Consider the following 23,623-nt stretch of genomic DNA (forward strand, 5'->3'; position numbering starts at 1 on the left):
GGCCCTGGATCGATTACGTGCGAGCGAATCGGCTGGAGAAGATGTGGCAATCCGTTGTCAGCGTGACATTGGTCCTACCGAAGCCGCCAGAGCAACGACCGCAATTTGTATCCCAGGGTGCCGTTCCGATAGCCGGTCCATCCGCTCATACCGCCCGCAAGCGTCGCTGCGTCGTATCCCTCGTCGACCAGCAGGCTCGTCGCCCGCTTGGCAACCATTCCCATCTTGCACACCACGACCACGTCCTCGTCGGTCGGAATCTCCTCAATCCTGTCGCGTAACGCCGCATCGTCACCGCGTCGCAACTCCTGATAGACCGGAACGTTGTGGCTGTTCTCGATCGCGTTCGACCGGAAGGCCGATTTCGGGCGGATGTCGAGCAGAAACGGACCGTCACCCGACTCGAGGCGCTCGTCCAGTTCGTCCGGGCGGATGCTACTCATTGGTGAAGTATTGGGTTCAGTATACAAAACTGTGGTGTCTCGGACTGGGCGGCGACGAGTAAATCACGGACTCGGTCGCCGAGAGAGATGTGACCGGTCGCTTACTGCCGCCGAAGGCGTTCGAGTCGCTCGAGCGAATCCACATCCCCCGGGCTCTTGTCGGAGCGAACACCCACGAACCGCGGAAATCGAAGCGCGTACCCCGACGAGTAGGTCGGCGAGGACTGTATCTCCTCGTAGCCGACCTCGAAGACGACCGCTGGCTCGAGGTCCACCGCCTGGCCCGCTTCGGCCGCGATGTGGGGCTCGAGCAGTTCCGTCAGCTCCGCCAATTTCTCGTCGGTGATCCCGGTCGCGACCTTGCCGACGGTCTCGAGGGTATCACCCGTCTGTACTGAGAGTTCGAACGTTCCGAGGAACGTGGCCCGCCGGCCCTCACCCCACTCCGCACCGGTCACCACGCAGTCGAGCGTCTCCACGTCCGGTTTGCGCTTGCGCCAGTGCTTTCCGCGCCGGCCGGGCGAGTACGTGGAGTCGGGATTTTTGAGCATGATCCCCTCGTGGCCCGTCTCGAGGGCGTCGGCGTCGATCGACTCGATCTCGTCGGGATCGTCGGTGCGCCAGAGCAGGGAGAGGCCCTCGATGTCTGCGTCGTCTACGCGGTCGGCGTCGGAATCGGAACCGGCGTCCACCAGTACCGATCGAAGCCTGTCGTGGCGCGTTGTCAACGGCTCTGCGAGCAGGTCCTCCCCCGCCGCGTGCAGACAGTCGAAGAAGACCGGCCGGACCGTCACGTCCTCGCGGGCCTTCGCCACGTCGTGTTTCCGTCGGAACCGCTTGAGCACCTCCTGGAAGGGCAGTGGAGAGCCGTCGTCGTCGATTGCAACGACTTCGCCATCGAGGATCGCGGGCACCTCGAGGTGTGACTCAGCGAATTCGACCACTTCCGGAAGTGCGTTCGTCACCTCCTCCATGTTCCGCGAGAAGACCCGAGTCTCCGCATCGGCACGAGGGTCGTAATGCAACTGGACCCGCGCCCCGTCGTATTTCCACTCGACCCCGGCCTCCTCCCACTCCTCGAGCGCGTCGGTCACCGTCCCCGCCTGGGCGAGCATCGCCTGGACCGGCCGTCCAACCGCGAGGTCCAGGGCGTCGAGGCCGTCAACTCCCTCGTCGCGGGCGATCCGGGCGACCTGCCCGTAATCGTTCGAGACCTGCAGCGCGCGCTCGACTCGATCCTCGGGAACGCTGAAGGCCTCCGAGATCGCGTCTCGAACCGCCCCTTCGCCGACGCCGATGCGCATCTCCGAGAGCACGATCCGGGCGAGGTAGCGCGCCTCTTCGCTCGAGCAGCGATTAAAGAGCCCGAAGAGCAGATCGACCTTGCGGTCCTGACTGCCCGAGCCTTCGGCAGCGGCGAGTTCCTCGAGAGTCTCGTAGACCTCGCGAACGGTGAGGCCGCCGCCGGTCTCGCTCCCGCCGCCACCGCTATCAGCACCGCCACCGCTGCCGCCGGTGAACGCACCCAACCCCTGCTGGCCGCCGAACTCGTAACTCGCCGCCACGTCGCCGATCTCGCCGATCTCCGCGAGCCGATCCTCGACGTCGTCGCTGCTCACGTTCGTTCCCGCTGCGCGAGCGATCGCCTCGTAACACGCGCTCGGTCCGATATCGAGCGTCGTCGAGTCCCAGGCCGGAAACACTCGTCCCTGTGCGAAACGCGCGACGATCTCGAGGGTCTGTGGGTCCACCGCAGCGCCCGCGGAACGTCGTTTCTCGCGTTCGTCTCCCGCCTCGGCGAGCAGCTCCCGAACGTGAACCACGATCTCGAGGTCGGCGGGTTCGGCGTCGATCGTCCCGGCGCGGTCGGCGAACGTCGCGAACTCCATCGCCGGAGTGTATCGGCGCGGAGAGTAAAACGGTTCTGAGAGCGGGCAGGGATCGCGACTCGAGAAACGTGCTTTCAAGGCGTTTGCGCGCAGAGCCCGAGGTATGCCAGAGGAGGAACTCGCCGCACGGGTCGCGGACGTCCTGAGTGTCGACCCGGACGACTTCCGGGAGCGGGCGGAGGCGGACGCCGAGGTGATCAAAGACGCCGTCGAGGAGGGGGTGTTCGATAACCCGCAGGCGATCGTCGGCCTCGAGTACGAGTTCTACGCCGTCAAAGCCGACGACTGTACGCTGCGGCGAGTCCCGCGCCGACTGCTCGAGCTGATCGGCTTCGAGAAAGAGCTCGGACTCCACAACGCCGAGATGACGACGAGTCCACAGCCGTTGAACGCCCACGGACTGACGGCCCAGGAGTCGGAGGTAAAGTCCAGATTACGGACGGCGCTGAACGTGACCCAGTCCGAACGGATGCGGCTGGTGAGCGACGCGCTCTGGACGATTCCACCGGAAGGAGAGGCGGCGAGCACCTATCTCACCGACAGCGTCGAGCGGACTGCGACTGCGCCGGACGGGACGGAACGGACCGTCCGCATCGCGACGAACATGAGCGATTCGGCCCGCTATCACGCGATGGCCAACACGGCCCAGGCTGACTCCGCGGGGATGTGTATCGACGCGCCACACGTCTCGCTGCAGGACGATACCGTCATGCCCGAGAGCCTCATCACGTCGATCCAGCCCCATTACCAGGTTTCACACGCTCCCGACCTCCCCGAGTACTTCAACTACGCCCTCCGAGTCGCGGGCCCGCTGCTCGCACTCGGCGTCAACTCCCCATTTTTCCCCGCCGATCTGTACGATGAGGACGCGACCGCCGACGAAATCCTTCGAGACGGCTGGATGGAACACCGCATCAGCGTCTTCGAGACCGTCCTCAATGACCCGACCACGGGGGAAGGAAAGGTCCGCTTCCCGCGCGACCTCGCGGACGTCGACGAAGCGATCGACCGGATCGCCACCGACGATACGATCGTCCCCATGCCGGTCGAGTCGGGTGAACGCTTCGACGACCAGTTCCCCCATTTCAGCCGCAAACATGGCACCTACTGGCGGTGGGTCCGGCCGGTTTTCGGCGGGCCGACGCGCTCGGCTGCCAACGCCCGCATCGAGTTCCGGCCGATCCCAGCCCAGCCCACGGTCCGCGATTCCGTCTCCTTCCTCGCCGCCTTCGCCGGCCTGATGGAGAGCCTGACCCGCCTCGAGCACCCCGTCGTCGAACTCGACTGGCAGCTCGCCCGGGAGAACTTCTACGCCGCGATGGTCGATGGCCTCTCGGCCGACCTGAACTGGATCACCAACGACGGCAAGGAGACCACCGACTGCCTCGCGCTCTACGAGGACCTGCTGGCCCACGCCGAGGACGGACTGACCAACCGCGGGCTGAGCGAGGAGGAGGCCGCGAAGTACCTCTACCCGCTCCGACGGCGCGTCCGCCAGCGGGTGACGCCGGCCAGCTGGAAGCGCGAGCAGGTGCAAGCGGCGCTCGAGGACGGTGACGACCTCGCCGGAGCCATCGAGGAAATGCAACAGCGGTACGTCGCTCGGCAGTCGGAGACGTTGCTCGAGGGAAGTTTCGCGGACTGGATCGGCGACTAACGCGTCAAAAACGGTGTGGCGCGCAAACGAAAAATTGTCAGACCGGTTCGACGTTCTGATTCATTCGGAACAGGTTCTCCGGATCGTACGCGGCCTTGATCTCGGCCAGTCGGTCCTGATTCTCTCCGTATGCGAGGTCCTCCTCGCCCTCGTCCTCGCTGATGAAGTTCACGTAGACGCCGCCGGTCGCGTACGGGGCCATCGCATCGAAGAACTCACGGGACCAAGCGATGCACTCGTCGTCCATCGCGGGGTCCTCCCAGCGCGTGTGGACGTTCATCGCGTATTCAGCGTCCCGGTGTGGGTACGCCGTCGCGTCCGACGGCACGCGCGCCATCGCGCCGCCGATCTGTCCGAAGAAGATCTCGGACGGTGGAGACGGGAGTTCTGCTGCGTATTCGACTGCGGTATCGATGGCGTCGTCTGAGAGTTTGCTGAAGTTGTGCGACTTCCAGTAGTTCCGTGCACCCTCGGTGAGCAGCGGGTCGAACGCCTGCTGGAATTCGGCGTACTGGTGTGGGCCGACGGCATCGGCAATCGGGTCGCCGTACTCCCGGAGTGGGGCCAGAACTTCCTCACCGTCGGCCATGGCACCGGCGTAGAACGTGACGACGATGACGACGCCGACGCCGTGGACGTCCTCGGGAAGGAACGGAAGGGGTGGTGCCTTCCGGAGGACGACCCAGACGGCGGACTCGTCCGGTGCGTCCTCGTTGAAGTCCCGGACGTGTCGGAGAACGTCCCGTGCATCTTCACCCGCGTAGACGATCGGCCCCGAGAGTATCTCAGGACCGACCTCGTGGAGGTCGAACTCGAACGACGTGACGACGCCGAAGTTCCCGCTTCCGCCCCGAATCCCCCAGAAGAGATCCGAGTTTTCCGTTTCGCTCGCGTGACGCAGTTCGCCGTCTGCGGTGACGACGTCGACCGAGCACAGGTTATCCACGGTCATGCCGAATTTGCGGGTGAGCCAGCCGAATCCACCGCCGAGTGTGAGCCCCGCGACGCCGGTCGTCGAGTTGATCCCGAGCGGCGTCGCCAGCCCGAACGCCTGCGCCTCGTGGTCGAAGTCCGCGAGGGTCGCCCCCGGCTCGACGCGAGCCGTCTTTCCCTCCGGATCAACGTGAACCGACCGCATTGCCGAGAGATCGAGCATCAGCCCGTCGTCGCAGACCGCGTTCCCCGCAATGTTGTGCCCACCGCCGCGAACCGCGAGCGGCAGGTCCTGCTCGCGGGCGAAGGTCACCGCCGCGATCACGTCCGACACGCCCATCGATCGAACGATGAGTGCCGGTCGCTTGTCGATCATTCCGTTCCAGATCGCTCGAGTCTCGTCGTAGTTCGGATCCTCGGGACGGAGCAACTCGCCGTGAAGCCCCTCGCTGAATCCGTCTATTTCGCCGCCGTCTACGGGTGTGGTTGTCACTGCCATTGTTCCTCAGTATTCGTACGCCTCGCTCGGATATATAGTTATACATAATTAATAGTTAAGATAGGTTTGCCGGCATGAGAGACTCGAGAACTGGCGTGTGGACGAGATTCGAGGCCGCGATCGTGGTTTTCCGCACGGCTATCCTCTCGATTGGTGCCCGCGCTCTAAGCGAATCTACGTATACGTGAGAAAGTCAGCCTCGCATTACTCCGCGTTCGACCACCACCTGTCTGTCGCGGATCACGGCCCCGAATCGGCCGAAAGCGATTAAGTAGCCTCGCTCGAGAGTTGTGCGTATGGTAACCTTCCTCTCCGGGGGCACCGGAACGCCGAAGCTGTTGGACGGCGCCGCTGCCGCGTTCTCGCCGGAGGAGACCACGGTCGTCGCCAACACGGGCGACGACATCGAGCTCGGTGGGCTCTTCGTCTCGCCGGACGTCGATACGCTGCTGTTTCAGGGTGGTGGGATCCTCGACCGCGAGACGTGGTGGGGAATCGAGGGCGACACGCATCGGACGAACTCGGCGCTGCTGGATATCGCGTCGGCCGCCGGACTGCCGGAGGGACCGCAGTACCTCCCCGAGGAGAAACAGACCGACGGCCGACGGCTCGCGAACTGGCGGCGCTTTTCGGGGGTCGCGGAGTTCATGACCATCGGTGACCGCGACCGAGCAGTCCACATCACGCGGACGAGTCTCCTCGACGAGGGGAAGACGTTGAGCGAGGCGACCGAGCGGCTCGCGAGCGCGTTCGGACTCACGATCGATCTCTTTCCGATGAGCGACGATCCGGTCGCCAGCCTCGTTCACACCGACGATGGGCTCATGCACTTCCAGGAGTACTGGGTCGCCCACCGCGGCGAGCCGACCGTCGACACCGTCGAGTTTCGGGGCTCCTCGAAGGCCGAGCCCGCGCCGGGCGTGCTCGAGGCGCTGTCCGATACCGTCGTCATCGGCCCGTCGAACCCGGTCACCAGTATCGGACCGATGCTCGCGCTTCCCGGCGTTGCGGACGCGCTCGCCCAGACGACGGTCATCGCCGTCTCGCCGTTCCTCGGCGACGACGCCTTCTCCGGGCCCGCGGGCGACCTCATGGCGGCCGTCAACGCAGAGCCCAGCACCGAGGGACTCGCGACCGCCTACCCGTTCGCGGACGCATTCGTAATCGACGCCGAGGACGACGCTGACTTCGACCGGCCGACGATCCAAACCGATATCAAAATCGACTCCCGCGAGGACGCCGCGCGCGTGATCCGCGCGGTCGACGACGCGATCGATCGCGTGAGCTGAGATGACCGGACACACCTCGTTCGCGCCGCCACTCGCGCTCGCGAGCCTCAGCGGTGAAGCCGATGCCGACTGGGCGCGGGCCGGTGCGGCGTACGCGGGTGGCGCGTTCCTCGGCGGGATCGCCCTCGATGCGGACTCGAGAGCGGCCGCACGCGATCTCGTCGAACGGGATCGGAGCGAGTTCCTGCCGGACGATCCGCTCGCGTTCATCGACCGCGAACTCGAGGCGCTCGCCGACGTGCCGATCCAGCCGGCGTTCAACGTCCGGAGCGCGACCGCCGAACCGATCGCGGAGGCCGCCCGCATCTGCCGGGACCGAGACGCCTTCCTCGAGATCAACGCTCACTGCCGACAGGAGGAACTCTGTGCCGTCGGCTGCGGCGAGACGCTCCTGCGAGACAGCGACCGGCTCGCGGAATACGTCGACCGAGCGGCCGAGACCGGCGTGACCGTCGGCGTGAAAGTCCGCGCCGAGGTTCCCGGCGTCGACCTGCCGGCACTGGCTCGAGAACTCGAGCGCGCGGGAGCCGACTTCGTCCACGTCGACGCGATGGACAGCGAGTCGGTCATCGCCGACGTGGTCGACGCGACCGACCTGTTCGTGATCGCCAACAACGGCGTCCGTGACGACGAGACCGTCCGCGAGTACGTCGAGTACGGTGCCGACGCGGTCAGCGTCGGCCGGCCCAGCGATAATCCGGGAGTGCTCGAGCGCGTTCGTGCGGCCGTGGATCGGCAGTTCAGGATCGAGACGGTTCAATAGCCGAGTTTATCGAAACTGCTACGCGTCGGTCAGCTCCGGCCGGAGTTCGAGAACCAGCCCGACGGCGCCGACGACCAACGCGAAGACCATGATCGCACCACCGGTTCCGTCAACGCTGAGTTCGAGAAAACCCCTATCAGCATCACCAGTATCGCGAACCGCTGGAGCGCAGCGCCGATCATGACCGGTATGAAACGGTGAGCCGATCAAATACCTTGTAATTCCAACGTGTCCGATCGAACGGTCCAGTCAAAGGGCGCGAGCGAGCAACTCGACGGGATGTGCGGGCCGGTCGTACCCCTCGAAGTCGCCGATCTGTGTCCGACAGGAGGTACCGGGTGCTACGACAGATGTCCCGTCGCGCTCGCCCGTTTCCGCCCCAGCGCGCATGGAGTTGGTCCGGCTCTCCTCGAGTTGGTCCCGTAACAACGAGCCGATCGCTTTCGAGAGGTCGTAGTGTTCGGCTTCGTAGCCAAAACTGCCGGCCATGCCACAGCAGCCCGAGTCGACGGGATCGACGGCGTAGCCCGCGCGCCGAAGGACGCCGACCGCGTGGTGGTCCGCGCCGCGAGCCTTCTGGTGGCAGTGGCCGTGGAACGCCACCTGCGCCGCTGCGGTCTCGGTCTGGTCGAACGATAGCTCCTCGTCCCGCCGGTTCCGATCGAGGTACTCGCAGACGCCGAAGGCGTTCGCCGCGAGCGTGTCGACCCGTTCGTCGTCGAGCAGCGAGCGATACTCGTCGACGACCATCGCGGCGTCGGAGGGCTCGACGAACAGGACCGACCAGTTGCGCTCGAGGTACGGCTCGAGGTCCTCGAGTAACGCTTCACCTTGTTCCGCGGCGACCTCGAGCATCCCCGTGGAGTACGCCGCCCGGCCAGTCGGCCCGAGATCGGGAATCGCGACGCGGATGTTCGCAGCCTCGAGCACCTCGACGGCGGCCTTCCCGACCGCCGGATTGGCGTAGTTGGTGTCCGTGTCGGGGAAGAGGACGACGCCCGCAGTGGCCGACTCGGGATCGACACGAGGGTCTCGCTTCGCGAACCAGTCGACCAGCGACTCCCGCCGAAACGTCGGCAGCGTCCGATCGGCCGCGATCCCGGCCGTCTTCTCGAGAGTCGTCCGCGCACCCGGCAGTTTCGTGGCGCGGTTCGCCAGCGGCGCGAACGTACTCCCCAGCGCCGCCAGCCGGTCGATGTCCGCGAACAGTCGCTCCCGGTTGCTCGTCCCCTCGCGGTCGTGGTACTGGTGTTTGACTTCGGCCTTGAGCTTCGCGAGGTCGACCCCCGTGGGACAGTCACTCTGACAACCCTTGCAGCCGATACAGAGATCGAGCACCTCCTCCTGGAACCGCTCGCCGTAGAGTTCCTCGGGCTCGATCTCGCCGCTGATAGCCGCCCGGAGCAGGTTGGCCCGCCCGCGCGTCGTCGCGACCTCCTCTTCGGTCGCCCGATACGTGGGACACATCACGTCGCCGTCGGTCTGCCGGCAGGTGCCACAGCCGTTACAGAGCTCGACGAGGTGTGAGAAGCCGCCCTCGTCGTCGAAATCCAGCGTCGTCCGCGGCTCGAGCGAGGCGTACTCCGGGCCGTATCGCAGGTGTTCGCGGATGTCCGTGGGATCGTCTTCCCGGTAGACTACCTTGCCGGGATTCATTCGCCAGTCCGGGTCGAACGCCGTTTTGAGGTCCTGAAAGGCGGTCCAGAGCTCGGAGCCATACAGCTTGGGGTTGAACTCCGTCCGCGCGAGGCCGTCGCCGTGCTCTCCGGAAAAGGAGCCGTTGTGCTCGGAGACGAGGTCGGTGACGTCGTCCGCGATCGCACGCATCTTCTCGACGTCGCCACCCTCCTTGAGGTTCAGGACCGGCCGGATGTGGAGCGTGCCGACCCCCGCGTGTGCGAAGTACGCCGCCGTGGTGTCGTGTTTCTCGAGGATTTCCTGAAAGCCCGCGACGTACTCGGCGAGTTCCTCGGGCGGGACGGACGCGTCCTCGACGAAGGGGTACGGCTTCGGGTCGCCCTCCATGCTCATCAACAGCGGGATCGCGGCCTTCCGGAGCTTCCAGAGCCGGTCTTGCTCCGCGGGGGCAAACGCCTCAAGCGAGTCGAACGCCGCTCCGTCGTCCACGAGCCGGGTCGTCGCCCCAGCGATCACATCCGGGAGGTCGTCGACGACTTCGGAATCGAACTCGAGCATCAGCGCTGCCTCGGTCCCCTCGGGGATCGGTTCGGCGTATTCTGCGTACTCCGCCGACTCGGCGGCCAGACGGAACACCTCTCGGTCCATCAGTTCGACCGCGCTGGCCCGACGTTCGAGGGCCTCGGGAACGGCAGCTAGCGCCTCGAGCAGCTCGTCGTAACAGCAGACGACCAGCGCGGTCTCGTCGGGTCGGGTCACGAGCGAGAGCGTGGCTTCGACGACGACGCCGAGGGTCCCTTCGGCACCGACGACCAGTTTCGAGAGATTCACGATTCGATTTCCGTCGGCATCCGTCCGAATCACCTTCTGCAGATTGTAGCCGCTGACGCTGCGCTTGAGTTTCGGATACCGCTCCTCGATTTCCGCGGCGTTATCCTCGACCAGTCGCCGAACCGTTCGATAGATCGCGGCCTCGCGGTCGTCTTTCAAGACGATTCGCTCCCATTCCGGTCCGTCGAGGACGACATCTCGAGTCCGGATCCTCGATCCGTCGGCGAGGACGACTTCGCATTCCTCGACGTAGGCGTCCGTGATGCCGTAGCGCACCGAGTGTGCACCCGTCGAGTTGTTTCCGATCCCGCCGCCGATCGTGGCCCGGTTTGAGGAGGCGGGATCCGGTGGGAATTTGAGGCCGTGGGGCTCGAGTGCGGCGTCGAGATCGTCCTGGACGACGCCGGGCTGGACGACGGCGGTCCGTTCGTCGGGGTCGATACTTCGGATATCGTCCATGTGTCGCGACAGATCGAGGACGACACAGTTCGGGCCGACGGCCTGCCCGGCGAGCGATGAGCCCGCTCCGCGCGGCAGGACCGGCGCGTCGTAGTCGGCCGCAACGCGCACGGCTGCGCGAACGTCGGCAGTGTCCCGCGGGATGACGACGCCTGCGGGCTGTGCGCCGTAGATGCTGCCGTCCGTCGCGTAGAGGACGCGGGCGTACTCGTCGAATCGCACGTCACCGTCGCAGGCGGCCCGAAGGTCGGCCGCCAGTGCCTCATTGCTGAGTTCTCGTTCCGTCTCGAGCGCTGATCCCCGTCGCGTTCGGTCTCGATCCTCAACCATCGTACCGATGCTGCTATCCTCGGCGACCATGTGGGAGGTGTGATCGTCTCGCACGCAGTTAAACGATGGTACTCACTTACAGTTCTGACGCAGATGGTCGGCCTCAATAGAGTTCGCTCTGTAACCGAATGGGCCGCTCAACGAAGGAGGCGTGATTCGATGACTGATGCTGCCACCGTTCACGGAACGATTCCTATACTACTTTACAAATCACACTTCGATATATGATTCTGGGGGCAGGGATTTTTGTCCGTGATTCGAGTCGGTCGAATCGCTGCGCAATAGCCACTGAAACGGTTATACACTACTCACACCGCCATCGTGTGATCAGGTGGTCGGTGGCCTTCGGTGGCTACCATAGAATCAGTGATACGATCGGTTCTGACAGCGGTAGTAGCAAATCGAACCACTCACGTTTTCGCTTCTGCTGGTCGGAGCTATAGTAGGAGTTAGAATTAATTACTCACCTTTGGTATAGAGAGTTGATCAAGAGCGGTATCAATCGCTGTTGTGAGTTCAGAAAGTGAATCAAAGAACTGGTTGCTTAGTGCTGATTGAAGTTGTCTCCAGCACTCTTCGACCGGATTGACCTCTGGCGAATACGCCGGCAATCTCACGAAGGAGAGGTCGTCACGGGCCGCTAGGTCCGTGACGGCCAACGCCCGAAAATACGGTGCTTCGTCCAGCACAATAGTCAGATTATCTCCGAACTAGTTACACACTGTAAGAATGAAATATTTCGCGTGTTCGGCAGTCACGTACTCTTGGAATCGAGAGAAAAAGCGATCATCGTCTTCGGTGATCGCGTCCATGACGGCGCTTTGATCCCAACTTCCGCAGGAGATTTGTGGACAGTTTCTTCGAATATCTTTTACTCATATTCTGAGAGCTTTCGTTTTCTCCCAGTTTAGTTATCATTAGTCATAGCCTGTTCAAGCGACTCGTCAGTCTCAAGTCGCTTGAGCCAACTGTAGATTGTCCGTCACTGAGCGCCGTACCACTCGGCTAGTTCCGTATGTGTAAGACCATTTTTGTACGCTATTGCCGCCCATAGCCGTTGTGTCGGCTTCTTTCCCTCAGCGTTGTCGAAAGTATCTGCAATTCCTCGACAGAAATTTCGTCAAGGGTATCTATTACATAGAGCTGCAGTTACTGAGTAGAAAGTTCTAACGGATACTATAGTACGCAGGTTTATAAGCTTTAAATACATATTTTTGAACGTCTTATGGCTGACCCGAAGGAATCCATCAACATCGAAAACGTGGTGGCGTCGACCGGCATCGGGCAGGAACTCGATCTCCAGAGTGTCGCAATGGACCTCGAGGGGGCCGACTACGACCCCGAACAGTTCCCCGGTCTCGTCTACCGCACCCAGAATCCCAAGTCCGCCGCACTGATCTTCCGTTCAGGGAAGATCGTCTGTACAGGCGCGAAAAGCACTGACGCCGTCCACGAGAGTCTCAACATCGTCTTCGACGAACTTCGCGAACTCCAGATCCAGGTCGAAGAGGACCCCGAGATCATCGTCCAGAACATCGTCAGCAGCGCTGATCTCGGCCGCAACCTCAATCTGAACGCAATCGCCATCGGTCTCGGTCTCGAGAATATCGAATACGAACCGGAGCAGTTCCCCGGACTCGTGTATCGCCTCGATGAACCGAAAGTCGTTGCCCTCCTCTTTGGCTCCGGGAAACTGGTTATCACCGGCGGGAAGAAGGTGGAAGACGCCAGTCAGGCCGTCGATGTGATCGTTACCCGCCTCGAGGAGCTCGGCCTGCTCGAGTAACGCGTCTTCGTCCGTCGCTGAACCGATTTGCTTGTACTGGTGCCCCCTTCAGGGGCCCGGGTAACTACTGAAACGAGTCACACCGACCGCACGTCCGCGGTTCTCGTCACCGTGATTGCTCCCGGCTCGCTTTGCTCGCCGTTCGCGTTCCCGCGGTTTTCGCTCACTGCGTTCGCTCCGAACCGCGCTCGCCCCCAACCGCGTTCGCTCCGGACCGCGCTACTATCGTGCGAGCGGGTGTCCATTGGCTTTCAGCTGCTATCGGGCCAGAATCCGTTGTAATACGTACAGACGACGGCGTTATCGCGAGCACCTGCAAACGTAGTGAGCACTCCACGAGTCATCGACCAGCAGAATACCGGATGCGCTACGATCCCGTTTCGATGAGTTCCGCTTCTCCGTGCGTCTCGTCGACGGTGGTAACTCGAACCGTGGCCTCGATCGCTGCAATGTCTTCCTCGAGAAAGAGGACGAATCCGCTCTCGGTTTTGCAGACGAGCGTTCCGTCGGATTTCTCATCGACGATATCGACGGTGACCTCCTCTCCGGGCTCGGGTTTTCCGCCGAGGGGCTCCCCGCACCGCCAGCAGTCAGTTTCGTATTCTGCGGACCCTTCTGGGGCATTGTTTGCCCCACATCGAGGCGTATCACACTTGATGAATGAGTCGTGTTTCCCTGGATGGTAGCGTCCCACGTCGCAACCGATGCCGGTAGTCCGTAAAAATATGCCGCTGATCACCCGGGGCGCTGTTCAGAGTAGAGTGTGACGGAGTGAGGCGGTGGAATTCGTTGTGCTCTGCCAGAATTCGACCGTCTCGACGGATCTAGCATCGGGATCGAGCTAGATTTTGTGGAGCGCGAGCAGACACCGCGCGAGTTCATCGAACTCAGTATCCAGCACCAGTTGTGACAATTACCATTTTTAGAGACTATCTCTGTCTTAGAGTATTTCGGTGTCGAACGGGCGCGCTCGACTGTTCACAATTGGGGGCTTTGTTGAATCGCTGTAAGGCGGTGGATTTCACTGTTTGACAGCGCGTTTGATGTTGTAGACGACACACATCAGAGCGATTTCACGGAACTCTCGATACCAGGTTCGCGCTCGCACGGCGTAGCCGAGCGAGCGCTTGACGGCGGAGTTGACGGTTTCGGTCATTGACCGCTGAGCGTACCGATCTTCGTCAATGCGGGCGTTGTGTGCGTGATCGTACGGCGCGAAGATCCGGTGTTTGATCAGTGGTCGAATGTCGAGGTCACGGAGTCGGTCGCGGAGTTGTTGCTTGTCATAGCCCTTATCAGCGGCTAGAGACCGCAGATCGCCCGCGTTCCGGCGGGCGATCTGCTCACAGAGATCCGCGTCGCTACCTTCTAGCGTCGTCGAGCAGTGAAGATCGAGCACAGCTTGCGTTGCTGTATCGACGAGTTTTGTCACTTTGAGCGTCTGTACGCGATAATTCGTTCGCTGGCAGTAATGACGGCTAGCACGATCTCGTTCATAGAACGTTGCATCGATCGCAGCGTGCTCAGAGAGATCGTGCAGCTGCGCCGACTGGCGCAGCAGCACTCGGCAGACACTCATTTCGATCCGATCAAACGCCTTACACAGCGTGGATGGTGCGGGGAGATTGGCCGCCCTGAGGCCGATCTTCCCTGTTATTTGCGGCATTTCCTTCAACAAATCGATCGTCATTCGATAGGAGGTATCGAGGTAAATCCGGAGACAATGCAGCGAAACAAGGGCATAGTCGGCGAATCCGCCGCCACCCTGCGGGGCGGCGGATTCGCCTCGTTCACCCGTAACTCTTTGAGCAATCGAGACACAACGCTCAGTGAAGCGGGAGATTTGCGTCATGGACAACCAAATTTCCCCGCTTCAACTCCTTCGATTTACTGACCTTCCCCGACGCCGTCTAGTGGTTCAACACAGCCCAATTGGGTCAAAAGAATGACAGACAGCCGACAGACGGTGCCCAGCCGGATCATATCGCACTCGACGAGACCGTGATCCATCTCGACGATCAGCGCTACTGACTGTACGGTGCTGTCGATCCCGAAACGAACAAATTTCTCCACTTCAGGCTGTTTCCGACGCGGAACGAGGGTGTTACCTCGATCTTTCTCTCTGAACTCACCGAGAAACACGATGTCGACGACGCCGTGTTTCTCGTCGATTCTGGACCGTGGCTGAAAGCTGCACGTAACCGACACGGCCTCCGATTTCGTCACGAGACACACGGAAATCGGAACGCCGTCGAACATCTCTTTCAGGAAGTAAAACGACGAACCTACCAGTTCGAAAATTGTATCAGAAACGCCGAACCGAATACCACCGAAACGTGGCTCCAGCGCTACGCGTACGTATGCAATCAACTAATCTGAACACGGCCGGTTCGAAAGTATACACCCTGGTTCTCGAACCTGCGCTTCGGTACGACATCCGAACGGAACTCGATCGGGATATTCGTTCCCGACAGATCCGTTCTCACTATCGTCTACAGCCCCCGCTGTCGACCTGAATTCCATTTGGTTTCGTTCGTCCGAAATCGCGTAATTAATCCAGTAGAGTATCAAACCGACGTTCTTATTTGTTTTGGGGGAGTATTAAGTCCAATGAGCGAGTATGGATGTAAAGTTTGTCGAGTATTAGATGAATACGATATGGAGCGATACGAGGAACAATTACTCGAACAGTGGCAAGCGGATTCGTCCCAGCGAAAGGGATATCGGAAACTTTCCGAATGGTTTAATACACTTATGCTGCGCCGCGAAATGGACCGTGCGGGGCTCTCGACTCTCGGAGACGAAGCCGAGTCGAAATACGAGCGATTGCAATCCGACGAGGCGATCGCAGCGGAGGTCGCGACGGAGTTAGCGAACACGGGCGTTCCAATCGAGCAGTTACGGGACGATTTCGTCTCGTACGGCGTGATCCGGACACACCTGAAGGAGTGTCTGGAGTCTGATGTAGATCTCTCGAGTGGGGAGTGGGAACGGGACGCAATCGATATTTCACGGAACCACGCCGAAACGAAAATAACGGAGGCAGTTCGATCGTTACGGAATAAAGAGCAGTTGACTGCCGGCGGTGACGTCACCGTTTCCGTCACCGTAGAACTGGAATGCGAGAACTGTCACGCTCGCGTCCCCGCTGATCGTTCGATTCGGCGTGGATACGTCTGTCGTTGTAACAACTAACTATGGCTGAAAAAACACTTCACCTCGAGCTGGAAAATATCGGCGGTATCAAACGAAAAGAAATAACCCTCACAGGAGAACCGACGTTCATCCAGGGGCCGAACGCCGCGAACAAGAGTTCGCTACTCAGGGGACTCCTCTTCGCGCTCGGATCCAGTACGGTTCCGATCCGAAGCGGAGCGGACGAGGCTCGCGCAGTGCTGTCATCGGACGAGACGCAAATCGAGAGGATCGCCCGCCGAACCGACAACGGTGTCGAAACGAGCGGCGAAGCGTGGATCCAAGACCCAGATGACGTCACTCTCCTCGAGCGATTCGCGGCGTTACTGGAGACGAATTCGCTTCGAAGTGCCGTGGCGCGCAACGAAGACATCGAGCCGCTACTGAAAGGGCCGATGAATATCGAGTCACTTGAGGAGGAGCGGGCGACGAAAATGCGCCGGAAACGAGAGCTCACTACGGAAATCGAGTCTGTCGGTGATGTCGACGACAAGCTCGAGGACCGACAGCGCGAACTCGAAACCAAACGGGAGCGACTCGATGAACTCGAGTCGAAACTCGAGGAATTGTACGACGAGCAAGACGATACCGACAGCGACGACGGTCTTCAGGAGCTACGCGAGAAGCGGGCCGATCTGCGCTCCGATGAGGCCGAGAGCGAGGCCCAGATCGAACAACTCGAAACCGCAATCGACCGACTCGAGGACCGGAAACACGAGATCAGCGCGGAACTCGAGGAGGCGCGCGAAGCCGTTGAAGAGACCGATATTGAATCGCTCAAACAGAAGCGAAAATCGGTTCGGTCTGAACTCGACGATGTAACGAAGCGTCTCGACGTTCTGCAGTCGGTCTTGACCGCAAATCGGGAAATGCTCAACTCCGAGTTCACGGGCGCTCTCGGTCGCGATAGCGGGTTGATGGGAGAGGAAGTGACCTGCTGGACCTGTGGTCAATCAGCCTCGATCGACGAGTTAGATGAGACGGTTGAAGAACTGACGACGCTGGTCAAAGCGGACAAACGGCGCAAACGGGAACACGAACCAAAGATCGATGAAATATCGGAACAGATCGAGCAGGTTCGACGGTCGGAGACAAATATTCAGGAACTCGAGGCAGAAGAACAGGATATCGAGCAGAAGCTGGCGAGCCGTCGCGACTCTCTCGACGAACGCCAAGAGCAGTGTCAGAACGTTCGTGAACGTCTTACCGAACTGGACGAAGAAATCGCTGACCGAAACGCCGACCAGCGCTCCGAGCAGTCGGAACTCACTGGCGAAATCGAGGAAACGCGCGTCGAGATCCGGACGATCCGCCGAGACATCGAGCGACTGGAGGAGGCGTCTGAATCCCTCCGCGAAACGCGTGCCGACGTGGAGCGCAAACGTGACGAGGTGGCACAATTGTCCGAGGAGATCACGACGTTAACGGATCAGATCGAAAATCTCGAGAGCGAACTTCGGGCTGTATTCAACGAGACGATGGACGAACTGTTGGATGCTCTCGAGTTCGAACGGATCGAACGTGTCTGGCTCGACGGCGAATTCGAGCTGGTAATCGCTCGGGAAGTCGACGGTCGAACCCAGTCGGATTCGATCGAACACCTAGCCGAAAGTGAGCGCGAGATGATCGGACTCGTCCTCGCGCTCGCCGGATTCGTCACGTACGACGTTGACGACGTGACGCCGGTACTCGCCCTCGACTCACTTGGTGCGTTCGACGCTGAACGCACTCGCCGACTTGTCGATTACTTCGCCAACAAAACCGACTTCCTGGTTGCAACGGTTCATCCGGAGTCCACTGTCGACACCGCATTCGACACGATACTGTTTGAACCGGCCGTTCAGAACTGATCCTGTGCTGTAATCCGATTCACTGATCAGTCGAGTGAAACAGGGGTGGTGACCCGAACGATAGATTCGCGAATCTTGCGTTTTCAGTGAGTGATTAATAAACTAGAAGATAGTTTCTGATGTTTACGGCTCGGTCCGTCTCGATAAAGTGGTCGGTCTCGTTCACCTAGTTCAATAGAACCACATCAAACAACACCATGGTTTGGGAATTCGCATCCGTAACAGGTGTGGCAAGTCGATGATAACAAACTAAGTGTGTTATTGAATGGGGAACGGTCGCGTACGAAATGACCAGATACTGGTTATAAAACAGTTCGAGGTGGTGTTCGATAGTCTCGGTGTGTCGGCTCTCGTCGTCCTATAGCAGTTGGCGATGTCGAACGACCGCACAAATACGGGTACGATTGGGGGCGGCGACCGATCTACCGCCGTCAACTGACGTGTGCGACGCCGTCGACGCGTATACGGCTTATATCCGGTCGTCTTCAATGAGGTCCAGCATGTCTTCTATCAGCCCCGGAACGATGTACTGGAACCACGCGTCCCGAACGTCGTCGCTATCGTCAGCGTGGAATCGCCGAGCGCCGCCCACTCCGCCGTTCATCATCCGGAACGCGCTGAATACGCGCCAGTAGCGAAGCCGCTCGCGGTCGACAGTTCGACCGGTTCGCGCCTCGTATTCGTCGTAGTACCATTCGCGCTCGAGCAGCGAGCCGGCGAGTTCGGGTCTCTCGGTCGGCTCGACGAGCTTGCCGGCGAAGTACTGTAGCGACGAATACGCGAGGTCGAACATCGGATCGCCAATCTGTGAGAGCTCCCAGTCCAGCACGGCCGAAATGGAGTCGTCGTGGAACAACATGTTCCCGACTCGGAAATCACCGTGAACCAGCGTCGTTTCCGGAACGTGGGGCTTGTTTTCGTGAAGCCAGTTGAGGATCTCGTTTACTGCCGGTTCGTCGACGAGTTTCAGTTCCTCGTAGTTGAACTCCTGTTGTTCGAGGTTCGCAGCGATCACCTCGTCGGGGCTTCGCGACTCGAGACAGGGGACATCATCGCTATCGAGTTCGTGGATGTTCGCGATGATGTCGACGAACTGGTTGGGTAACGGTTTGCCGTCGCGATCCCATGACTCGTATAGCGACTGCCGATCTCGGGGGTTCCACGTGACCGGTGCGGACCCCGGACAGTGTCCGACGAGGAAGAACGATCCACCGAGGACCGATGTGTCGGATTCGAACCAGTACGGTTCGGGAACGGGAACGTCGACATCGGCCTCGTGGACGCTTTCAATCGTTTCGAACTCCGTACTGATATCGTTCCGGTAGTCGAGCGGTCGGTCGTCCCCTTGATCGGGATCGACGCGGGCGACGAGTCGGTCCGAACGATCCGTGCCCGATTCGGCCCAACTGGCGGTAAACGACATAGTTTGCCGCGACCAGCCTTCGGTGTGCCGTTCGAGGTCCGTTACCGAAACGTCTCCATTACTCAACCGTCCGGAGAGATACGACTCTAACTGACCTGAAATATCGTCAATATCGAGTGTCATTGGAACGTTGTGTACTCAGTCCGATCGTTCGCCGAGAAACTTCTCCCTGTGCGCGGCGGATGGCTCGCGCGTTCGTTACTATCGTGTGCCGCCGTCTCCCTGACGCAGGCGTTCGCATTCGCCGAGATCACCGTATCTCACCCACCGATAGTTCGACTGCCATTCGGTAGCATCATTGATACGGAACGGCAAAGGTGTTTCGTTCGCTCCCGAAACGGCAGTTCGACGGCGGTTCCGTCGCTCTACTGGTCTTCCGAGGACTGATTCATTTCTCGAAGCAGTGTGGAAGTTCCACACGGTCGGCGGCAGTACTGCGATCCGCATGACCCCCGTCCCCGTCCCCGTCCCCGTCCCCGTCCCCGTCCGAGGGGTTCCGCACTTCCGTCCAGTATCTATAGTAGTCACTGAAACGAATTACACACTGATCGCAACGCCGTCGTACGATCAGGTGTACAGTGACTTTCAGTGGCTACTATTTCACTCCGATTTCGTACTTGCGGACGAAACCCGGACCCGGCCGGTGACATCGGGGCGTTTCAATCGATAGTTTCACAATAGGCCGTGTCAAACGTCGACACTACGCATGGAACGAGAAGACTTCTACGGGAGCGGCACCGAAAACGTCGGAGCACTTCACGACATCACGGTCGAGGAATACGGAGATACGCCGGCAATTACGATGGGCGACCGCACCATGACACACGCGGAATTGCGCGATCGTTCGGCGGCGTTTGCGGGCGGACTCGCGGAGCGGGGGATCGAGCCGGACGATAGAGTACTGGTATACGTCCCTAACTGTCCGGAGTTCGTCATCACGCTGTTCGGCGCACTGAAGGCGGGAGCGCCGTTTTCGCCTGCGAACCCGCAGTACCAGTCACGCGAGTTGGCTCACCAGCTCACGGACTCCGGCGCGGAGGCGATCGTCACCCACGAGTCCCTTCGAGACACCGTCGCAGACACGCTCGAGGAGACCGGGCTCGATCCCCTCGTGATTACGGTCGGTGGTGGATACGAGGACGACGTTCCGTTCGAAGCGGTCGACGGCGAACCGCTCTGTGTCGAACGGGACACCGATGACGTCGCTACCCAGTTATACACGAGCGGAACGACCGGCAAGCCGAAGGGAGTTCTCTCGACACACGGCAACCTACGCGCGCAGGCGTTTGCCGGTCTCGATACAGGCGTCGAAGACCCTGATGACCAGCGGACGCTAGTATTCCTGCCGCTGTATCATACGACGGGGGTCTATCACTGCACCTGGCAACCGCTGTTGAAAGGCGGCCACATGTTCCTTCGAAACCCCAACAATTGGGACCCCGCTGAAGCGATGGCCGCGATGGAAGAGCACGAAATAACGTCGTTCAACGGGGTCACCGCGATGTACGTCGATATGGTGAATCACGAGTCGTTCGGCGAGTACGACCTCTCGAGCCTGGAATCAGTCGGCGAAGGCGGGGCCAAGATGTCCGTGACCGTCCAGGAGGAGTTTGAATCGGTTGCCGGGGTCAATATGTACGAGGGGTACGGTCTGACCGAGACCAGCGGTGCGACGCATGCCGGCCACGAATCCACGTTCGGGCCGCGACTGGGGTCCATCGGGCAACCTTTCCGAATGACCGACTGCAAAATCGTCGACGACGAGGGCAACGAGGTCAAGACCGGCGAAGAGGGCGAGTTGCTGATTCGGGGCCCACACGTGATGAAAGCGTATCACAACCTGCCCGAAAAGACCGAGCAGGCCTTCGACGAACTGGGATATTTCCGGACCGGCGATCTGGCTCGACGGGACGAGGATAACTACTACGAAATCGTCGATCGGGCCAAGGACGTTGTCGTTACGTCGGGGTACAATATCTATCCGAGCGAGGTGGAAGACCTGCTACGTGAACACGAGGCAGTGACGGACGTTGCCGTGGTCGGCGTGCCGGACGAGCGACGAAACGAAGTACCCAAAGCGTTCGTCGTAACAGCAGCGGACATCGTTCCCGGGACCGACGTGACCGAAGACAAGATCAAAGAGTTCGCCCTCGATAACCTCGCGGCGTACAAGCACCCCAGGGAAGTCGAGTTTATCGACGAACTGCCACGGACTGCAAGCGGAAAGGTCCGGAAAATAGAGCTCGAATAGCGACGATCCGTTCGGTCGGATTTCGGCACGAAGCGGTCACTGTAACGGCCGTCGACCGGCCCTCGATGCTGTACGCGGTTTGCCCTTCCGTTTTTGAAACACTTCGACAGGAGGTGCGTACGGCGTAACAGTGATGGTGCTACTGTCGCGTTCATGATGTGGCTTTCATTCCGGTACGGGTATACGATACCGGCTCGTGTACGACCTCCCAAACGACGTTGACGAGGTTCCCGTCCTTACTGCCCTTCGAACTCGGGCGATCGATTGTTCAGGAACGCCTGTACGCCTTCCTCGTGATCGTCGGTTTCGAAGATAATCCCCTGGGCGACCGCCTCGTCGATCATTGCCTGGTCGAGCGACTTGTTGCTCCCCTCGTCGATGAGACGCTTTGCGTGCTTCAACGCGACCGTCGGGCCCGACGCGATCGAGTCGATGATTTCGTCGGCTTTCTCGTCGAACTCCGCCGCGGGAAACACGTGATTGAATAGACCGAGGTCTGCTGCTTCTTCTGCGCCGACTATCCGGCCGGTGAAGACGAGTTCCTTGGCGACGTTTTCACCGACGAGTCGCGGTAAGCGATACGACGTTCCCGTATCGACCCCGAGGCCGACCTGGCGAAAGACGAAGCCGATCGCCGCGCGGTCGCTCGCGATCTGTATGTCACACAGTATCGCCATGTTTCCGCCCGCTCCGACGGCTGGCCCATCGACTTTCGCGATCGTCGGGAGCGAAAACTCGCCCAGTTGCCGCATCACGTCGTTTGTCGACTCCAGTAGTCCGTCGACGCGGTCGTCGATCGGGATGTCGTTCTCTATCGCTTCGACCATGCTACTGATGTCGCCGCCCGCGGAGAAGGCTTCGCCCGCTCCCTCGATGACGAGACACCGGGCATCGCTTCGTTCCACCTCCTCGAGGGCTCCTCGTAATCCGTTCGCGAGCTCTTCCGATAGTGCGTTTCTCCGGTCGGGATCGTTAAGCGTCGCAGTCGCGACGCCGTCTTCGATACGAAGCTTGACTATGTCCTCGCTCATCGCGGCTGCATGTTCCTCGTCAACAGTTGTAATAGTTTCTATGACGGAGTATATAGGTGAGGTTACAAATACCACGTGTGTCTCTGGCATGGAATAATTTATATGATCCGATGTCTTCTACACGAGAAGGAGGCCAATCGACGGAAATCATGGACTTCAGTTACACTGACGCCCAGGAATCGTTCCGAGACGAACTACGGGTATGGTTAGAGGAGAATTTACCGGACGGATGGCTCGACGGCGAGCGTGAACTCCCGTCGGACGACGACGAACGGCTTGCCTTCCTGAGAGACTGGCAACGGACGCTGGCGGACGGCGACTGGGCGGGCATTCACTGGCCCGAAGCGTACGGCGGTCGCGGGGCATCGCTAGTGGAGCAGACGATTTATCGGGAGGAAATGGCGCGTGTCAACGCACCGCCGCAAGTCAACGTTATCGGCATCAACCTCGTCGGTCCGACGCTGATCGAAGCCGGAACGGAAGAACAGAAAAGTCGATTCGTGCCGAATATCCTCAGCGGTGAGGAGATCTGGTGTCAGGGGTACTCCGAGCCCGAAGCCGGCTCCGACGTGGCGAGCCTGACGACTCGTGCGGAACGAAACGGCGACGAATGGGTCATCAACGGCCAGAAAATCTGGACGAGTTATGCGCATAACGCCGACTGGTGTCTCCTGGTAACCCGAACCGACTCTTCGGGCGAAAAACACGAGGGGCTGACTGTCCTCCTCGTCGACATGAGCCAGGAGGGGGTGGAAACCGACCCCATTCACCAGGCGAACGACGATCGAAGTTTCAACCAGGTGTATCTCAACGATGCAACCACCACCAGCGACTTGGTGCTCGGCGAGGTCGATGAGGGATGGGACATCGTCATGACGCTCTCGGCGTACGAACACGCCATGACTTCGATCTACACGATCGAACAGCGATACCTCGACCTGCTCGAGTATTGCAAAACCGAGACGCGCGGCGGGACGCCGTTGATCGAGAAACCGGAGATACGCCAACAGCTGGCCGACTTCGATGCGCGGATTCAGGCCGCGAAGGTGAGCCACTATCGTAACGTGAGCAAGCAGATCGAAACGGGTCGACCCGGCCCCGAAGGGTCGATGGACCTCGTTGTCAGCGACGAACTCAGAATCGATCTCCTGAACTTCGCCGTCGACGTGCAGGGACCTGCCACCTCGTTGTGGGAGAACGGTGACGCCGCCTTCGACGAGACGACCGGCTACCTTCGTTCGTACGGGTCGTGGATTGCAGCCGGAACCGGCGACATCCAGCGAAACATCATCGGTGAGCGAGTGCTCGGGCTCCCGAAAGACAAAAAGAGCAAAATGAGCCACAGGAGTGAGTGAC

Annotated in this window: 17 protein-coding genes and 3 pseudogenes; 10 read left to right on the forward strand and 10 right to left on the reverse strand. The window is 60.5% G+C overall.

Features of this window, described 5'->3' with window-relative positions; genetic code table 11:
* Nucleotides 1-74: 74 nt before the first annotated feature.
* Both ACEWFR_RS01510 and ligA read right to left on the reverse strand, forming a co-directional pair.
* Nucleotides 75-443 (reverse strand): rhodanese-like domain-containing protein, encoded by a 369-nt coding sequence (locus tag ACEWFR_RS01510; protein WP_374059385.1) that lies wholly within the window; start codon nucleotides 441-443, stop codon nucleotides 75-77.
* 101 nt (nucleotides 444-544) lie between these two features.
* Complete coding sequence (gene ligA / locus ACEWFR_RS01515; RefSeq protein WP_374059386.1) at nucleotides 545-2,332, reverse strand: ATP-dependent DNA ligase LigA; 1,788 nt, start codon at nucleotides 2,330-2,332, stop codon at nucleotides 545-547.
* A gap of 103 nt (nucleotides 2,333-2,435) precedes the next feature.
* Here ligA and ACEWFR_RS01520 point away from each other — a divergent pair, with 103 nt between their 5' ends.
* Entirely contained in the window at nucleotides 2,436-3,989 is a 1,554-nt protein-coding gene (locus tag ACEWFR_RS01520) for a hypothetical protein (protein ID WP_374059387.1), read from the forward strand.
* Nucleotides 3,990-4,026: 37 nt separating this feature from the next.
* Here ACEWFR_RS01520 and ACEWFR_RS01525 read toward each other — a convergent pair whose 3' ends face one another.
* On the reverse strand, nucleotides 4,027-5,421 hold the full coding sequence (locus ACEWFR_RS01525; RefSeq protein WP_374059388.1) for an FAD-binding oxidoreductase: 1,395 nt from the start codon (nucleotides 5,419-5,421) through the stop codon (nucleotides 4,027-4,029).
* A 296-nt stretch (nucleotides 5,422-5,717) separates the two neighbouring features.
* On the opposite strand from ACEWFR_RS01525, the gene cofD reads away from it, so the two are divergent.
* Together cofD and ACEWFR_RS01535 are read left to right on the forward strand one after the other, a co-directional pair.
* Entirely contained in the window at nucleotides 5,718-6,710 is a 993-nt protein-coding gene (cofD, locus tag ACEWFR_RS01530; RefSeq protein WP_374059389.1) for a 2-phospho-L-lactate transferase, read from the forward strand.
* Between the two features lies 1 nt (nucleotide 6,711).
* Nucleotides 6,712-7,473, forward strand: a complete 762-nt coding sequence (locus ACEWFR_RS01535) for a tRNA-dihydrouridine synthase (protein WP_374059390.1) — start codon at nucleotides 6,712-6,714, stop codon at nucleotides 7,471-7,473.
* Nucleotides 7,474-7,722: 249 nt separating this feature from the next.
* On the opposite strand, the gene ACEWFR_RS01540 is transcribed toward ACEWFR_RS01535, so the two are convergent.
* Nucleotides 7,723-10,761 (reverse strand): FAD-binding and (Fe-S)-binding domain-containing protein, encoded by a 3,039-nt coding sequence (locus ACEWFR_RS01540; protein ID WP_374059391.1) that lies wholly within the window; start codon nucleotides 10,759-10,761, stop codon nucleotides 7,723-7,725.
* A gap of 425 nt (nucleotides 10,762-11,186) precedes the next feature.
* Nucleotides 11,187-11,865: pseudogene (locus ACEWFR_RS01545) on the reverse strand (transposase).
* A 91-nt stretch (nucleotides 11,866-11,956) separates the two neighbouring features.
* Here ACEWFR_RS01545 and ACEWFR_RS01550 point away from each other — a divergent pair.
* Complete coding sequence (locus ACEWFR_RS01550; RefSeq protein WP_374059392.1) at nucleotides 11,957-12,517, forward strand: TATA-box-binding protein; 561 nt, start codon at nucleotides 11,957-11,959, stop codon at nucleotides 12,515-12,517.
* 77 nt (nucleotides 12,518-12,594) lie between these two features.
* On the opposite strand, the gene ACEWFR_RS01555 is transcribed toward ACEWFR_RS01550, so the two are convergent.
* Nucleotides 12,595-12,762: a hypothetical protein gene (locus ACEWFR_RS01555; RefSeq protein WP_374059393.1), complete on the reverse strand. Its 168-nt coding sequence runs from the start codon at nucleotides 12,760-12,762 to the stop codon at nucleotides 12,595-12,597.
* A gap of 122 nt (nucleotides 12,763-12,884) precedes the next feature.
* Nucleotides 12,885-13,211, reverse strand: a complete 327-nt coding sequence (locus tag ACEWFR_RS01560; RefSeq protein ID WP_374059394.1) for a TRAM domain-containing protein — start codon at nucleotides 13,209-13,211, stop codon at nucleotides 12,885-12,887.
* Nucleotides 13,212-13,313: 102 nt separating this feature from the next.
* Here ACEWFR_RS01560 and ACEWFR_RS01565 point away from each other — a divergent pair.
* Nucleotides 13,314-13,505 (forward strand): annotated as a pseudogene (locus ACEWFR_RS01565) (IS6 family transposase); the annotation flags it as partial.
* Nucleotides 13,506-13,538: 33 nt separating this feature from the next.
* On the opposite strand, the gene ACEWFR_RS01570 reads toward ACEWFR_RS01565, so the two are convergent.
* A complete protein-coding gene (locus ACEWFR_RS01570; RefSeq protein WP_374059395.1) occupies nucleotides 13,539-14,369 on the reverse strand; it encodes an IS5 family transposase in 831 nt (276 codons plus the stop codon).
* 86 nt (nucleotides 14,370-14,455) lie between these two features.
* Here ACEWFR_RS01570 and ACEWFR_RS01575 point away from each other — a divergent pair.
* The 3 genes and pseudogenes from ACEWFR_RS01575 to ACEWFR_RS01585 form a co-directional block, all read left to right on the forward strand.
* Nucleotides 14,456-14,896: pseudogene (locus tag ACEWFR_RS01575) on the forward strand (IS6 family transposase); the annotation flags it as partial.
* A 231-nt stretch (nucleotides 14,897-15,127) separates the two neighbouring features.
* Nucleotides 15,128-15,712, forward strand: coding sequence for a rod-determining factor RdfA (gene rdfA / locus ACEWFR_RS01580; RefSeq protein WP_374059396.1), 585 nt, complete (start codon nucleotides 15,128-15,130; stop codon nucleotides 15,710-15,712).
* Between the two features lie 2 nt (nucleotides 15,713-15,714).
* Nucleotides 15,715-17,562 carry an archaea-specific SMC-related protein gene (locus ACEWFR_RS01585; protein WP_374059397.1) on the forward strand — a complete coding sequence of 616 codons (1,848 nt, stop codon included), beginning with the start codon at nucleotides 15,715-15,717 and terminating at the stop codon, nucleotides 17,560-17,562.
* Between the two features lie 469 nt (nucleotides 17,563-18,031).
* Here the strand turns inward: ACEWFR_RS01585 and ACEWFR_RS01590 are convergent, their stop codons facing one another.
* On the reverse strand, nucleotides 18,032-19,108 hold the full coding sequence (locus ACEWFR_RS01590; RefSeq protein WP_098726714.1) for a phosphotransferase family protein: 1,077 nt from the start codon (nucleotides 19,106-19,108) through the stop codon (nucleotides 18,032-18,034).
* A 583-nt stretch (nucleotides 19,109-19,691) separates the two neighbouring features.
* Between ACEWFR_RS01590 and ACEWFR_RS01595 the strand changes: the two genes are divergently transcribed.
* Complete coding sequence (locus tag ACEWFR_RS01595) at nucleotides 19,692-21,236, forward strand: class I adenylate-forming enzyme family protein (protein ID WP_374059398.1); 1,545 nt, start codon at nucleotides 19,692-19,694, stop codon at nucleotides 21,234-21,236.
* 236 nt (nucleotides 21,237-21,472) lie between these two features.
* On the opposite strand, the gene ACEWFR_RS01600 is transcribed toward ACEWFR_RS01595, so the two are convergent.
* On the reverse strand, nucleotides 21,473-22,267 hold the full coding sequence (locus ACEWFR_RS01600; RefSeq protein ID WP_374059399.1) for an enoyl-CoA hydratase/isomerase family protein: 795 nt from the start codon (nucleotides 22,265-22,267) through the stop codon (nucleotides 21,473-21,475).
* A 110-nt stretch (nucleotides 22,268-22,377) separates the two neighbouring features.
* Between ACEWFR_RS01600 and ACEWFR_RS01605 the strand changes: the two genes are divergently transcribed.
* Nucleotides 22,378-23,622, forward strand: coding sequence for an acyl-CoA dehydrogenase family protein (locus tag ACEWFR_RS01605; RefSeq protein ID WP_374059400.1), 1,245 nt, complete (start codon nucleotides 22,378-22,380; stop codon nucleotides 23,620-23,622).
* The last annotated feature ends 1 nt before the right edge of the window (nucleotide 23,623 follow it).

It is taken from the genome of Natrinema sp. H-ect4 (assembly GCF_041894845.1).
Taxonomy (GTDB): Archaea; Halobacteriota; Halobacteria; order Halobacteriales; family Natrialbaceae; genus Natrinema.